12 protein-coding genes and 1 pseudogene are annotated in these 14064 nt (G+C 72.4%); 11 read left to right on the top strand and 2 right to left on the bottom strand.

All coding sequences use genetic code 11. From position 1 onward, the window contains the following. Positions 1–177 precede the first annotated feature (177 nt). Positions 178–1011 carry an HAD family hydrolase gene (locus ACFY30_RS17265; protein WP_390846008.1) on the bottom strand — a complete coding sequence of 278 codons (834 nt, stop codon included), beginning with the start codon at positions 1009–1011 and terminating at the stop codon, positions 178–180. Positions 1012–1592: 581 nt separating this feature from the next. Between ACFY30_RS17265 and ssd the strand changes: the two genes are divergently transcribed. The 7 genes and pseudogenes from ssd to ACFY30_RS17300 form a co-directional block, all read left to right on the top strand. Next, positions 1593–2696 carry a septum site-determining protein Ssd gene (ssd, locus tag ACFY30_RS17270; protein ID WP_390846009.1) on the top strand — a complete coding sequence of 368 codons (1104 nt, stop codon included), beginning with the start codon at positions 1593–1595 and terminating at the stop codon, positions 2694–2696. Between the two features lie 160 nt (positions 2697–2856). Continuing rightward, positions 2857–4068 (top strand): TadA family conjugal transfer-associated ATPase, encoded by a 1212-nt coding sequence (locus ACFY30_RS17275; protein WP_390846010.1) that lies wholly within the window; start codon positions 2857–2859, stop codon positions 4066–4068. Then, the gene (locus ACFY30_RS17280; protein WP_390846126.1) at positions 4061–4921 is read left to right on the top strand and encodes a type II secretion system F family protein; all 861 of its coding nucleotides are present in this window, start codon (positions 4061–4063) and stop codon (positions 4919–4921) included. Before ACFY30_RS17275 ends, ACFY30_RS17280 begins: the two co-directional genes overlap by 8 nt. A gap of 45 nt (positions 4922–4966) precedes the next feature. Further along, complete coding sequence (locus ACFY30_RS17285; protein WP_390846011.1) at positions 4967–5758, top strand: type II secretion system F family protein; 792 nt, start codon at positions 4967–4969, stop codon at positions 5756–5758. A gap of 90 nt (positions 5759–5848) precedes the next feature. Beyond that, on the top strand, positions 5849–6058 hold the full coding sequence (locus ACFY30_RS17290; RefSeq protein WP_390846012.1) for a DUF4244 domain-containing protein: 210 nt from the start codon (positions 5849–5851) through the stop codon (positions 6056–6058). Then, positions 6045–6509: a TadE family type IV pilus minor pilin gene (locus ACFY30_RS17295; protein ID WP_390846013.1), complete on the top strand. Its 465-nt coding sequence runs from the start codon at positions 6045–6047 to the stop codon at positions 6507–6509. Before ACFY30_RS17290 ends, ACFY30_RS17295 begins: the two co-directional genes overlap by 14 nt. Beyond that, positions 6506–6898 (top strand): annotated as a pseudogene (locus ACFY30_RS17300) (Rv3654c family TadE-like protein); the annotation flags it as partial. The gene ACFY30_RS17295 and the pseudogene ACFY30_RS17300, both read left to right, overlap by 4 nt. On the opposite strand, the gene ACFY30_RS17305 reads toward ACFY30_RS17300, so the two are convergent. Beyond that, complete coding sequence (locus tag ACFY30_RS17305) at positions 6843–9530, bottom strand: DEAD/DEAH box helicase (protein WP_390846014.1); 2688 nt, start codon at positions 9528–9530, stop codon at positions 6843–6845. The pseudogene ACFY30_RS17300 and the gene ACFY30_RS17305 overlap by 56 nt on opposite strands. Positions 9531–9610: 80 nt before the next feature. On the opposite strand from ACFY30_RS17305, the gene bldG reads away from it, so the two are divergent. The 4 genes from bldG to ACFY30_RS17325 all read left to right on the top strand — a co-directional run bounded on the left by bldG (position 9611) and on the right by ACFY30_RS17325 (position 14012). Beyond that, complete coding sequence (gene bldG, locus ACFY30_RS17310) at positions 9611–9952, top strand: anti-sigma factor antagonist BldG (protein WP_352346343.1); 342 nt, start codon at positions 9611–9613, stop codon at positions 9950–9952. 108 nt (positions 9953–10060) lie between these two features. Then, complete coding sequence (locus tag ACFY30_RS17315; RefSeq protein WP_390846015.1) at positions 10061–10492, top strand: ATP-binding protein; 432 nt, start codon at positions 10061–10063, stop codon at positions 10490–10492. A gap of 321 nt (positions 10493–10813) precedes the next feature. Further along, positions 10814–13219: a sodium-translocating pyrophosphatase gene (locus ACFY30_RS17320; protein WP_390846016.1), complete on the top strand. Its 2406-nt coding sequence runs from the start codon at positions 10814–10816 to the stop codon at positions 13217–13219. A 193-nt stretch (positions 13220–13412) separates the two neighbouring features. Then, the gene (locus ACFY30_RS17325; RefSeq protein ID WP_390659367.1) at positions 13413–14012 is read left to right on the top strand and encodes a small secreted protein; all 600 of its coding nucleotides are present in this window, start codon (positions 13413–13415) and stop codon (positions 14010–14012) included. The last annotated feature ends 52 nt before the right edge of the window (positions 14013–14064 follow it).

Below are 14064 nucleotides of genomic sequence, written 5' to 3' on the forward strand. Positions count from 1 at the left end.
CTCGATGTTCATGCATCGGTCCGTGGGGCCAATTGCGTTATTAAGGTGATCCTCTCGGATGTCCTTGGTCTCGCGGGCCGTTGAGTCCTTTCTACTCCAGGACCACGGCAAGTGGAAGGGCTGCCGCCGGTTCTTTACTTTTGCTGCCAAACAGGCTTCAAACGGTCGCGCAGCGGCTCAGGCGGTCGCCGCACGGCGACGGCTCGCGTACCAGACCAGTCCCGCGGTGGCGGCCGCCGCGCCTATGGCCGCGGCCGCGACGAGAGCCGGACGGGGCGGCACCGAGAACGACGGGATGCGCTGCTTGAGCCGTACGGGCCGGTGGAAGTCGAGAATCGGCCACCCCCGTGCGATGGCCTCGCGCCGCAGGGTCCGGTCCGGGTTCACGGCGTGTGGATGGCCCACCGCCTGCAGCATCGGCAGATCGGTCGCCGAGTCGCTGTAGGCGTAGCAGCGCTCCAGGTCGTACCCCTCCGAAGCGGCCAGCTCCTTGATCGCCTCCGCTTTCGTCGGGCCGTAGGCGTAGTACTCCACCTCACCGGTGAAACACCCGTCCTCGCCCACGACCATCCGGGTGGCCACCACTCGGTCCGCCCCGAGCAGTTCGCCGATCGGCTCGACCACCTCGGCGCCCGACGTGGACACGATCACGACGTCCCGGCCGGCCGTGTGGTGCTCCTCGATGAGGGAGGCGGCCTCGTCGTAGATGAGCGGGTCGATCAGGGCGTGAAGAGTCTCGGCGACGATCTCCTTCACCTGTTGGACGTTCCAGCCGCGCACCATCCCTGACAGGTACTCGCGGGTCCGTTCCATCTGGTCGTGGTCCATACCGCCGACGAGGAAGACGAACTGGGCATATGCGGTCCGCAAGGCGGCCCTGCGGTTGATCAGCCCGCCTTGGTAGAAGGACTTGCTGAAGGTGAGCGTGCTCGACTTCGCAATGACCGTCTTGTCCAGGTCAAAGAAGGCCGCTGTGCGGGGCAAGGAGTGGTTTTCCACAACCAAGAGCATAGGGGCAGCCCATTCGGCGTAAGGTGGGCGCGTGGGTTTGCCTGAGAGGGCTCTCGGGTACACCATGGAAGTCACGGATCGTTCGCGACCGTGCTAACCCGGTCCGGCTCCTCCCCCCCCGAGTCGGCCGTGGAGACGACCCCCGCTCTCCCCCCCGGCGGGGGTCGTCGCATGTCCGGGTGGGTTTTCCCGTTCTGTGCGCGGTTGTACCGCGCGTTCGAGGCGGCTGAGGCCGCCTCTTCGGCATGTCCGCGCTCCGTCACGGTGGGTAGTCGTCGGACTGCTCTGCGGAAGTCGCACAGGAGATGGTTCAAGCGTCACCGGTTTGGGTGATGGCGATATTCACAACCGCCTGGCTGTCCACAGTTTTCCACCAAGATCCACAAGATTTCCCGGTTCGCTGCACCGTGATTCCGACGCGTTCGCTCGGGCCGAGTTCATGACCGGTTCCGTATGCCGGGTGCGCGCGGCCGGTTTCTGCCGGCCGTTCATATGGAGACCGGGTCGTCCGGTTCTTCGCACGCAGGGGAATCGCGGGCCGCAAGGGCTGCGCGGTCCACAGTCAAAGGGGGACGAAGACCATGGCAGGAGCAGTGACCCACGACCCGCCGCCCGCCGCTTCCGGCCGGCAGGGCAAGCCGCTGATCGTGACGGAGGACACGTACCTCCTCGACGACCTGCTGCGCCTGTGCGCCGCCGCCGGTGCCACGCCCGAGGTGCACCCCTCGGTGCCCGCGCGCCGGGGCAGCTGGGAGGCGGCGCCGCTCGTCCTGGTCGGCGACGACGCGGCGCGCCGGATGCGCGGGGCCGTCCGCAGACGCGGGGTGGTCCTCGTCGGACGTGACCAGGACGACTCCGGGGTGTGGCAGCGCGCCGTCGAGATCGGCGCCGACCATGTCCTGGTGCTGCCCGACGGCGAACAGTGGCTGGTCGACCGCATCGCCGACGTGGCCGAGGGCGTCGGCCGGCCGGCGCTCACCGTCGGCGTCATCGGGGGGCGCGGCGGCGCCGGAGCGTCCACGCTCGCATGCGCCCTCGCCGTCACCTCCGCGCGTGAGGGGTTGCGCACCCTCCTGGTGGACGCCGATCCGCTGGGCGGCGGACTCGACGTACTGCTGGGCGGAGAGGCGACCGAAGGGCTGCGCTGGCCGGCGTTCGCCGCCTCACGCGGGCGGGTCGGCGGCGGTGCCCTGGAGGAGTCGCTGCCCGAACTGCACTCGCTGCGGGTGCTCAGCTGGGACCGCGGCGACTGCGTCGCCGTCCCGCCGCAGGCGGTGCGCGCGGTACTCGCCGCGGCCCGGCGCAGGGGCGGCGCCGTCGTCGTCGACCTGCCGCGCCGCATCGACGACGGGGTCGCCGAGGTCCTCGCCCAGGTCGACCTCGGGCTTCTCGTGGTCCCCGCCGAACTGCGCGCCGTCGCGGCGGCCGGCCGGGTGGCCTCCGCCGCCGGCATGGTCCTGCGCGACCTCAGGGTGGCGGTACGGGGACCGTACGCACCCGGCCTCGACGACCGCGAGGTGGCCAGGCTGCTCCGGCTGCCGCTGGCCGGCGAGGTGCCGGTGGAGCAGGGCCTGCTGCGGCCGGACGGCGGAAAGTCGCCACCGGGTGCTGCCGCGCGCGGGCCCCTCGCCCGTTTCTGCAAGCAGTTCTGGGAGCGGGCGCTGACCGAGGCGGGCGCGCCGTGAGGGGGGTGCCGCCCGGGCTCGGACGGGGTGTGCGCACGCTGCCCGGGGCTTCATGGGCTGAGGGCGAGCGGGGTGGTGACCCCGACGGGTGGTGCGAGAGCACGCCGCCCGCGGGCGAGCGGGTGAAGGCCACCGCGCCGCGGACAGAGGCGGGTGGGTCATGAGTACGGCACCGGCGCTGGAAGGGGCGCTGCTGGAGGGCGTACGGCAGTGGCTCGCGGCGAGGGGGGCCGAGCCGACGCCCGCGCGTGTGGCGCAGGCGCTGCGGGAGCAGGGGCGGGTGCTCGGGGACGCGGAGGTCCTCGGCGCGGCCGAACAGTTGCGGTCCGAGCTGATCGGCAGCGGGCCGCTGGAACCGCTGCTCACCGACCCGTCGGTGACCGACGTGCTGGTGTCGGCGCCGGACCGGGTCTGGGTCGACCGGGGCGGCGGCCTCGAACTGTCCGCCGTCTCCTTCCCGGACGCCGCGGCCGTACGACGTCTCGCGCAGCGCCTGGCAGCGGTGGCCGGGCGGCGACTGGACGACGCCCGGCCCTGGGCCGACGCCCGGCTGCCCGACGGGACGCGGCTGCACGCGGTGCTGCCCCCGGTCGCCGTCGGCTGCACCTGCCTGTCCCTGCGGGTGGTACGGCCGCGGGCCTTCACGCTCGAGGAACTGGTGGCCGCGGGCACGGTGCCGCCGGGCGGGGACGCGGTGCTGCGAGCCCTGCTGCGGGCGCGGCTTTCCTTCCTGGTCAGCGGCGGTACGGGCAGCGGCAAGACGACTTTGTTGAGCGCGCTGCTCGGCCTGGTCGGGCCGGGGGAGCGGATCGTTCTCGCCGAGGACTCGGCGGAGCTGCGGCCGGATCACCCGCATGTCGTCCGTCTGGAGACCAGACCCGCCAATCAGGAGGGCGCCGGGCTCGTCACCCTCGAGGACCTGGTGCGGCAGGCCCTGCGGATGCGGCCGGACCGGCTGGTCGTGGGCGAGGTGCGCGGGCCGGAGGTGGTCCATCTGCTGGCCGCGCTCAACACGGGCCACGAGGGCGGCTGCGGGACGGTTCACGCCAACGCCGCCGCGGACGTCCCCGCCCGGCTGGAGGCGCTCGGCACGGCGGCCGGACTCGACCGGGCCGCGCTGCACAGCCAGTTGGCTGCCGCGCTCTCGGTGGTCCTGCACCTCGTCCGCGACCCGGCCGGACGGCGGCGGATCGCGGAGGTGCATGTCCTGGAGCGGGACCCCTCGGGCCTGGTGCGGACGGTTCCGGCGCTGCGGTGGCAGCCGGACGCGTTCGCGCGGGAGCGGGGATGGGGGCGGCTTCGGGACCTGCTGCGAAGCCACGAGGACCGAACGGGTGAAGGACACGGGGAGCGCGATGTACGAGATGGGTGAGGTGCCGTCGGCGGCGGCTGCCGCCTGTGCGGGAGCGGCGGCATGGCTGCTGGGGGGGCCGTACTCCGGGGCCCGGCGGGCGCGGCTGCTGCTGGCCGGAGGCGGGGTGGTGGGAAGCGGGCCGCCGGCATGGGAGGACCTGGCCCTCGGACTGCGCAGGATGCGGGGGCGGTGGCGGACCGAGTGGTGGGCGCCCGTCGTCGGGCTGGTCCTGGCGGTCCTGGGAGTTTCGGTGCTGCCGCTCGTCGTGGGGGCGGCCGGCGTGCCGCTGCTGCGCCGGATGCGGCGGGCCGCGGAGGCCCGGCGGGCCGGGGAGCGCCGGGGAGACGCCGTGATCGCGCTGTGCGCGGCGCTCGCGGGCGAAGTGCGGGCGGGCAGGCAGCCCGGAGAGGCGTTGCGGTGCGCCGCGCGGGACTCCGGGGGACTGGGCGAGGCGCAGGCGGCGGTGCTGGCGGCCGCACGGTTCGGCGGGGACGTGCCGGAGGCGCTCACGGACGCCGCGCGGCAGCCCGGAGCCGGCGGACTGCTGGGACTCGCGGCGTGCTGGCGGGTGGCCGTGGACCAGGGAGCGGGCCTCGCGGTCGGACTCGACCGTCTGGAAGGGGCGTTGCGTGCCGAGCGCGACCAACGAGCCGACCTGCGTGCCCAGTTGGCGGGAGCGCGCGCCACCGCGGTGATGCTGGCCGGCCTGCCGGTGCTGGGTCTCCTCCTGGGCGCCGCGCTCGGCGCCGACCCGCTGCACGTGTTGCTGCACACGGGGGCGGGGCTGGGCTGCCTGCTCGTCGGCGGGCTCCTGGAGGGCGTGGGGGTGTGGTGGGCGCTGCGGATCGTGCGGAGCGCGGAGGGGACGTGAGGTGACGTGAGGCGACGGGTGGTGGCTGACGAGGAGGGAGGCCTGATGAGCGCGGAAGTTGTCCACAGGCTGGGGGTGACCGTGGGGATCGTCCTGGTCCTCGCGGGGCTCACGGGGTGGCTGGAGAGGGTGCGGAGCCTGCGCAGGGTGCGCCGCCGGGTGTCCGGGCTGGTGGGGCAGGGACGGGCGCGGGCGCGCGACGCCCCCCACACGGCGCTGCGGGATGCCGCGCGCACGTGGCTGCCGGCGGGGGCGGTGGTGGGCGCCGGCTGGGTGGTGATCGGCGGCGTCATGGGGGCCGTGGTCGGGGCCGTTGGCGCGGTGGGGCTGTGGCGGTGGCACAGCCGGCAGCGGGCGGCGGGAGCCGTGAGCGAGGCGGACGCGCGGCTGGCCGCCGGGCAACTCCCGCTCGCCGCGGACCTGCTGGCCGCGTGCATCGCGGCGGGTGCCGGCCCGGCGGTCGCGGCGCAGGCCGTGGGCGAGGCGCTGGGCGGCCCGGTGGGGGAGGGGCTGGCGCGCGGTGCCGCCGAGGTGCGGCTGGGCGGCGAACCGGCCAGGGCGTGGCGGGGGTTGGCCGACGTGCCGGGCGCCGTGGCCCTGGCACGGCTGCTGGAGCGGGCCGATGTGACGGGGATTCCGGCGGCGGGACCGGCGGCCCGGCTCGCCGGGGACACCCGCGCCGACTGGACCCGTGCGGCGACGGCACGGGCGCGGCGCGCGGCCGTCGCGATCGCCGCGCCGGTGGGGCTGTGCTTCCTGCCCGCCTTCGTCGCGATCGGCGTCCTGCCGGTCGTCATCGGGCTCGCGGGCGGAGTGATGGGAGGAGGCGGGCGATGAGAAGGGGGTGAGCGGGGACGGTGCCGCATGGCCGGACGACGCGGATCGAGCGATGACAGAGCAACAGGACCGAACCTCACGGGGGTTGAGATGTACAAGGTGGTACGGGCACGGCTGGGTGCCCTGGTGTGCGGGATGCGGGGCGCCCGGAGGGACGCCGGAATGGTGACCTCCGAATACACGATGGGGATCGTGGCGGCCGTGGCGTTCGCCGTGATCCTCTACCAGGTGGTGACGGGCGATGCCGTCACCGCGGAGCTGCAGGACATCGTGAAGCGGGCGCTCAGTGCGGGGATGTGAGCGGCAGCGGTTCCGCGGGGACCGGGGCTTCGTGACGGCGGAGTCGGCCGTGGCGCTGCCGGTGCTGGTGGCGTTCGTGATGGCGCTGGTGTGGGGGCTGCTCGCGGTGGCCGTCCGGATCCAGTGCGTGGACGCGGCCAGGACCGGCGCGCGGGCGGCGGCACGGCAGGACCCGACGGCGGTGGTCGTCGGGCTGGCCCACGCGGCGGCGCCGCGGGGGGCGCGGGTGACGGTCGGCAGGGAGGGCGACCAGGTACGCGTGGTGGTCGTCGCGAAGCCGCCGCTGCTGCGCGGGTTGCCGTTCGAGGTGCGGGAGGAGGCCGTGGCGGTGGCGGAGGAGGCCGTGGGGGCGACGGAGGCCGGTCCTGCCGTAGAGGACGCCCAAGGGGCGGCGGAGGAGGCCGTGGAAGCCCCTGGGAGGTCGGCGGACGCCGTGGGAGGTGGGCCATGAGCGTGGCCGGTGCGGTCGGCGGGTGGCTGCGCCGAAGGGGCGACCGGGGCTCGGCCACCATCTGGAGTCTCGGTGCGATCGCCGTGCTGTGCGTGGTGTTCGGTGTCGTCCTCGCCCTGGGGCAGGCCGTGGTGGTCCGCCACCGTGCCGCGGGAGGCGCCGACCTCGCGGCCCTCGCGGCGGCGGACCACTGGGCGGACGGCGAGGAGCAGGCCTGCGCCCGGGCGGGCCGGGTGGCTCGGGCACAGGGCACACGGCTGGTGCGATGCGCCGTCCTGGGAGAGATCTCGGACGTGACGGCGGCGTCGGGGCAGGGCCCCTTCACGGCCGAGGTCAGGGCACGGGCGGGCCCTCCGGGGCCGGTATCGCAGCCTCCGGCCCCGCTTCCGCCTCCGGGGCCTGGGTCGCATTCGTCGGTTCCGCTTCCGCCTCCGGGGCCTGGGTCGCACCTGCCGGCCCCGCTTCCGCCTCCGGGGGCCGGGTCGCACCCGTCGGCCCCGCCTCCGGCGCCCGGGCCCCACTTGTCGGCCCCGCTTCCGCCCCCGACACGGCCTCGTCCCCCGGAGCCCCCTCCTCCGGCGCCCCCCGCAGCAGTTCCGTGAGGAGCCGTACCGCCCCGCGTTTGTGCAGGGGGTCGTTGCCGTTGCCGCATTTGGGCGACTGGATGCAGGACGGGCAGCCGGCGTCGCACTCGCAGGAGGCGATGGCCTCGCGGGTGGCGGTGAGCCAGGCGCGGGCGGTGTGGAAGGCCCGCTCGGCGAAGCCCGCGCCGCCGGGATGGCCGTCGTAGACGAAGACGGTCGGCAGGAGTGTGTCGGGGTGCAGCGGGACCGACACGCCGCCGATGTCCCAGCGGTCGCAGGTCGCGAAGAGGGGCAGCAGGCCGATCGAGGCGTGCTCGGCCGCGTGCAGGGCGCCGCCGAGGATCTCCGGGTTGATCCGGGCGGAGTCCAGCTGGTCCTCGGTGACCGTCCACCACACCGCGCGGGTGCGCAGCGTACGAGGAGGGAGGTCGAGCTTCGACTCGCCCAGTACTTCACCGGTGATGACACGCCGGCGCAGGAAGGAGACGACCTGGTTGGTGACTTCGACGGAGCCGTAGCACAGGCGGCCCTGGCCCCAGGGGACTTCGACGTCCGTCTCCAGGACGGAGATCGACGTCGTGTCGCGGGCCACCGTCGAGTACGGCGGACTGGCCTCCTCGACCAGGGCGACCGAGTCCTCCAGGTCCAGGGAGCGGACGAGATACGTACGGCCCTGGTGGAGGTGGACGGCGCCCTCGTGGACGGTGGTGTGGGCGGCGCCCGCGTCCACCGTGCCGAGCAGCCGGCCCGTGCCCTCCTCGACGATCTGCACCGGCCGGCCGCCCTCGCCGCGGATGTCGGTGAGGTCGGCGGCCCGTTCGCGGCGCGTCCAGTGCCAGGCCTTCGTCCGGCGGCGCAGCAGCCGCGCGGCCTCCAGCTGGGGGAGCAGTGCCTCGGTCTCCGGGCCGAACAGCGGCAGGTCCTCGTCCGTCAGCGGGAGTTCCGCGGCCGCCGCGCACAGGTGCGGGGCGAGGACGTAGGGGTTGTCGGGGTCGAGGACCGTCGACTCCACGGGGCGGTCGAACAGCGCCTCCGGGTGGTGGACCAGGAAGGTGTCCAGCGGGTCGTCGCGGGCGACCAGCACCGCCAGCGCGCCCTGCCCGGACCGCCCGGCCCGGCCGGCCTGCTGCCACAGGGACGCGCGGGTGCCCGGGTAACCGGCGATCAGGACGGCGTCGAGGCCGGAGACGTCGATGCCGAGTTCCAGGGCGGTCGTCGCGGCGAGGCCCAGGAGTTCCCCGGAGTGGAGGGCCTGTTCCAGGGCGCGGCGTTCCTCGGGCAGGTAGCCGCCCCGGTACGCCGCGACACGCCGGGCGAGGGAGCGGTCGACCTCCGCCAGCCGCTCCTGGGCGATCACCGAGATCAGCTCGGCGCCACGCCGGGAGCGGATGAAGGCGACCGTGCGCACGCCCTGGACGGCGAGGTCGGTGAGCAGGTCCGCGGTCTCGGCGGTGGCGGTCCGCCGGACGGGGGCGCCCTTCTCGCCCTGCAGCTCGGTGAGCGGGGGCTCCCAGAGAGCGAACACCAGTTCACCACGGGGCGAGGCGTCGTCGGCGACCTCCACCACCGGCAGACCGGTGAGACGGCCGGCGGCGACCGCGGGTTCGGCGGCCGTCGCGGAGGCCAGCAGGAAGACGGGGGAGGCGCCGTAGCGGGCGCACAGGCGGCGCAGCCGGCGCAGGACCTGGGCGACGTGCGAGCCGAAGACACCGCGGTAGGTGTGGCACTCGTCGACGACGACGTACTTCAGCGACTTCAGGAAGGAGGCCCAGCGGGGGTGGGAGGGGAGGATGCCGCGGTGCAGCATGTCCGGGTTGGTCAGGACGTAGTTGGCGTACTGCCGGATCCACTCGCGTTCCTCGAACGGCGTATCGCCGTCGTACACGGCCGGGCGTACGGCGTTGCCCAGCGGATGTGAAAGTTCTTTCACAGAGCGGCACTGGTCGGCGGCGAGGGCCTTGGTGGGGGCGAGGTAGAGCGCGGTCGCGCCCCGGCCGTTCGGGGCCTCGGAACCGTCCAGAAGGGTGGACAGCACGGGCACGAGGTACGCCAGGGACTTGCCGGAGGCCGTCCCCGTGGCGACGACCACCGAGTCGCCGTCCAGGGCGTGCTCGGCGGCGAGGGCCTGGTGGGCCCAGGGGTGCTCGACACCGCACGCCTGGACCGCCGCGATCACCTCCGGGCGAATCCGGTCAGGCCAGACGGCATGGCGGCCCGCTCGCGGGGGCAAGTGCTCCGTATGAGTGATGCGCGACGCACGGCTCGGGCCCGGGGCGAGCCGGTCCAGGAGCGCGCCCGGCGACAGGCGCGGAGCGGGCTGTGCCGAGGATCGATCGGATCGGTGATTCTTGGCCATCGGCACCGAGTGTGTCACTGGCGTGACGGACAATGGAGCCAAGGCGTCGTGCACGCCTGCCGGTAAGTGATTGAATGCCATCGCGGCTGGCGAACCGTCCAGGGGGCTCTGCCGAGGTGTCCCGAGGGGCGACCGCTCGATAGCAAGGTGCTGGAGGATCCGTGGACCTGTCCCTGTCGACCGAGACCGTCGGCGATCGCACGATCGTCAAGGTCGGTGGCGAAATCGACGTATATACCGCGCCCAAGCTGCGCGAGCAGCTGGTCGAGCTGGTGAACGACGGGAATTTCCACCTCGTCGTGGACATGGAGGGCGTGGACTTCCTCGACTCCACCGGGCTCGGCGTGCTGGTCGGCGGCCTGAAGCGAGTGCGTGCCCATGAGGGCTCGCTGCGCCTGGTCTGCAACCAGGAGCGCATTCTGAAGATCTTCCGCATCACCGGTCTGACCAAGGTGTTCCCCATTCACACCTCGGTCGAGGAAGCTGTCCAGGCCACCGACTGACTCACCCGTCCGGGTCCGGTGGTCCGGACGGCCCAGTTGAACACCGGGGGACCGGGCTTTCGGCAGCCCGGCCCCTCGACAGCACGCCCGTAGTTCCGAGGGGGACGTATGGCCACCGTTGAACTCCGCTTCAGCGCGCTGCCCGAGCATGTCAGGACCGCCCGACTGGTGGCGGCAGCGGTGGCGCGCAGGGCCGGAGTGGACGAGGCCGTCCTCGACGAGGTGCGGCTCGCCGTGGGTGAAGCCTGCACCCGAGCGGTCGGCCTTCACCAGATTGGCGGAATCACCGCTCCGGTGAAGGTGGCGCTGATCGAGGAGGAGAAGCAGTTCTCCATCGAGGTCGGCGACGAGGCCCCGCACTCCGCCCCCGGCGACCGGGCGCCCGGCTCCGGCGCGGACGACGTGGAGGCCGAGGAGGACGAGATGGGTCTCGCGGTCATCAGCGGCCTCGTCGACGACGTGGAGGTCACCGCCGGCGAGCACGGCGGGCTGATCCGCATGACCTGGCCGAGGACACCGGCGGCGGCGACGCCGGCCTGAGTCCGGCCGCGCGAGACTGACCCGAAGGGCCCCACTCCGGTGGGGCCCTTCGGCATGTGCGCAGGTCTCCGCCCACGCTTACAGTGGATCCAAGATTCATCACTCGGTGTTCTCGGGGAAGTGAATCTTGGCAAGTGAATCTTGTGCGGGAATGTCGTGAACCAATTCACGATCGCTTTCGATCACCGGCGTGAATCAATTCACGATCTCTGGCGGATGTATTCGGTAGCGAATTCTGTATACCGCGCACTGTTTTGATCAGGTTCCGGTACCTACAATCCGTCCACATCTTGAGCTCAGCCCAAGCGTCAAGGAGGACGAATGGCGGGGCTTTCTACCCCTCATCGGTTGGACCACCCCACAACCTTCGCGGCCGCAGTGCTGACCGACGGCAACCGCCTGCTCGTGGTGGTCATCGCGGTCGTCGCACTGGCTGCGCTCGTGGTCGCGGGTGCCCTGTTGCGCCAGGTGCTCGCGGCCGGCGAGGGTACCGACAGCATGAAGAAGATCGCGGCCGCGGTCCAGGAAGGCGCCAACGCCTATCTGACCAGGCAGTTGCGCACGCTCAGCGTATTCGCCGTCCTGGTGTTCTTCCTGCTCATGCTGCTGCCCGCGGACGACTGGAATCAACGCGCCGGACGATCGGTGTTCTTCCTGGTCGGTGCGGCATTCTCGGCAGCCACCGGTTATATCGGCATGTGGCTCGCCGTGCGCAGCAATGTGCGGGTCGCCGCAGCGGCCCGCGAAGCCACTCCGGCGGCGGGTGAACCGGAAAAGGATCTCACCGCCGTCTCGCACAAAGCGATGAAGATCGCGTTCCGCACGGGCGGCGTCGTCGGCATGTTCACGGTGGGGCTCGGCCTGTTCGGCGCCTCCTGCGTGGTGCTGGTGTACGCGGCCGACGCGCCGAAGGTGCTGGAGGGCTTCGGCCTCGGCGCGGCGCTCATCGCGATGTTCATGAGGGTCGGCGGCGGCATCTTCACCAAGGCCGCCGACGTCGGCGCCGACCTGGTCGGCAAGGTCGAACAGGGCATTCCGGAGGACGACCCGCGCAACGCCGCGACCATCGCGGACAACGTGGGCGACAACGTCGGCGACTGCGCGGGCATGGCGGCCGACCTCTTCGAGTCGTACGCCGTGACCCTGGTCGCCGCGCTGATCCTCGGCAAGGTGGCCTTCGGCGACTCCGGGCTGGCGTTCCCGCTGCTCGTGCCCGCGATCGGCGTGCTCACGGCCATGGTGGGCATCTTCGCCGTCGCCCCGCGCCGGACGGACCGCAGCGGCATGTCGGCGATCAACCGCGGCTTCTTCATCTCCGCGGTGATCTCGCTGGTGCTGGTGGCGGTCGCCGTCTTCGTCTATCTGCCGGGGAAGTACTCGGACCTCGACGGGGTGACCGACGCGGCCATTCGGGGCAAGGACGGCGACCCGCGCATCCTCGCCCTCGTCGCGGTGGCGATCGGCATTCTCCTGGCCGCCGTCATCCAGCAGCTGACCGGGTACTTCACCGAGACCAGCCGCCGCCCGGTCCGGGACATCGGCAAGTCGTCCCTGACGGGCCCCGCCACGGTCGTGCTGGCCGGCATCTCCGTCGGGCTCGAATCGGCCGTCTACACCGCCCTGCTGATCGGGCTCGGGGTGTACGGCGCGTTCCTGCTCGGCGGTACGTCGATCATGCTGGCGCTGTTCGCGGTCGCGCTGGCCGGCACCGGCCTGCTCACCACGGTCGGCGTGATCGTCGCGATGGACACCTTCGGCCCGGTCTCCGACAACGCGCAGGGCATCGCCGAGATGTCCGGCGACGTCGAGGGCGCGGGCGCGCAGGTGCTCACCAACCTCGACGCGGTCGGCAACACCACCAAGGCGATCACCAAGGGCATCGCCATCGCCACGGCGGTCCTGGCGGCGTCGGCGCTCTTCGGGTCGTACCGTGACGCGATCACGACCGGCGCGGAGGACGTCGGCGAGAAGCTCTCCGGGGCGGGCGCGCCGATGAGTCTGATGATGGACATCTCGCAGCCCAACAACCTGGTCGGCCTCATCGCGGGCGCGGCGGTCGTCTTCCTCTTCTCGGGGCTGGCGATCAACGCGGTCTCGCGGTCGGCGGGTTCGGTGGTGTTCGAGGTGCGGCGGCAGTTCCGCGAGCACCCCGGGATCATGGACTACAGCGAGAAACCGGAGTACGGCAAGGTCGTCGACATCTGCACCCGGGACGCCCTGCGCGAGCTCGCCACACCCGGTCTGCTCGCCGTCATGGCCCCGATCTTCGTCGGGTTCACGCTCGGCGTGGGCGCGCTCGGCGCGTTTCTCGCGGGCGCGATCGGCGCGGGCACGCTGATGGCGGTCTTCCTCGCCAACTCCGGTGGCGCGTGGGACAACGCCAAGAAGCTCGTCGAGGACGGCCACTACGGCGGCAAGGGCAGTGAGGCCCACGCCGCCACGGTGATCGGCGACACCGTCGGCGATCCCTTCAAGGACACCGCCGGTCCCGCGATCAACCCGCTGCTCAAGGTCATGAACCTGGTCGCGCTGCTGATCGCGCCCGCCGTGATCAACTTCAGTTACGGCGACGACAAGAACATCGGCGTACGGATCATGATCGCGGTGCTCGCCCTCGTGGTGATCGTCGGCGCGGTGTACGTCTCCAAGCGTCGCGGCATCGCGATGGGGGACGAGACCAACGCCGATTCGTCGTCCAAGTCGGCCGATCCCGCCGTGGTTTCGTAGGCCGGCCGCCGGGGCCCAGTTCAAAGGGCGGGAGGGCGACGCGTGTTGACGCGTCGCCCTCCCGCTGTGCCGCGTGTGTGCCGGGGCCGTGAGGCTTCTCTCCCTTGGTGCAAATGGCTTCAAAGGGCTATGGAGTGGACATTCGGCCTGGGGTCGGTGCCCCATGGGCGTGTATGTTCCGGGGCCGAGAGCCATGGAAGGGACCAAACCGGTGAACAAGAAGCTCGCGGCCGCACTGTCCGGCGGTGCGGTACTGGTACTGGCGCTGTCCGGATGCAGCAGCGACGACGGCAACAAGGAGCTCGACGCCTGGGCCAAGAAGGTCTGCGACGCGCTGCCGGCACAGGACGCGAAGGTCGACGCGGCCAACGCCGCGATCAAGCAGGCCGCCACCGACAACAACGCCCCGGCGAACGTCCAGAAGACCGACTCGCAGGCCTTCCAGGACATGTCCGACGCCTACGCGGCGCTCGCCCAGGCCGTCCAGAAGGCCGGCACGCCGCCCGGGGTCGAGGGCGGCGCGAAGAAGCAGAAGGACGCCGTCGCGGCGCTCAACACGCTCTCCACCTCCTACGCGGACCTCAAGAAGAAGGTCGACGCGCTGGACACCAAGGACCAGGCGAAGTTCGCCGACGGCCTGGCGGAGATCGCCACCCAGCTCGGCACGCTCAGCAAGACCGGCAACACCGCGCTGAAGAACCTGGAGCAGGGCGACGTCAAGGGCGCGATGGCCAAGCAGGACAGCTGCAAGAAGGTCGCCGCGTCGGCTTCGGCCCGCGCGACGACCAGCTGAGCGCCAAGCGGCGGCGGGTCGCCTGCGCCCGGGCGGTGGCGTGGCCCGTGCC

Source organism: Streptomyces sp. NPDC000345, from assembly GCF_042898825.1.
GTDB lineage: Bacteria > Actinomycetota > Actinomycetes > Streptomycetales > Streptomycetaceae > Streptomyces.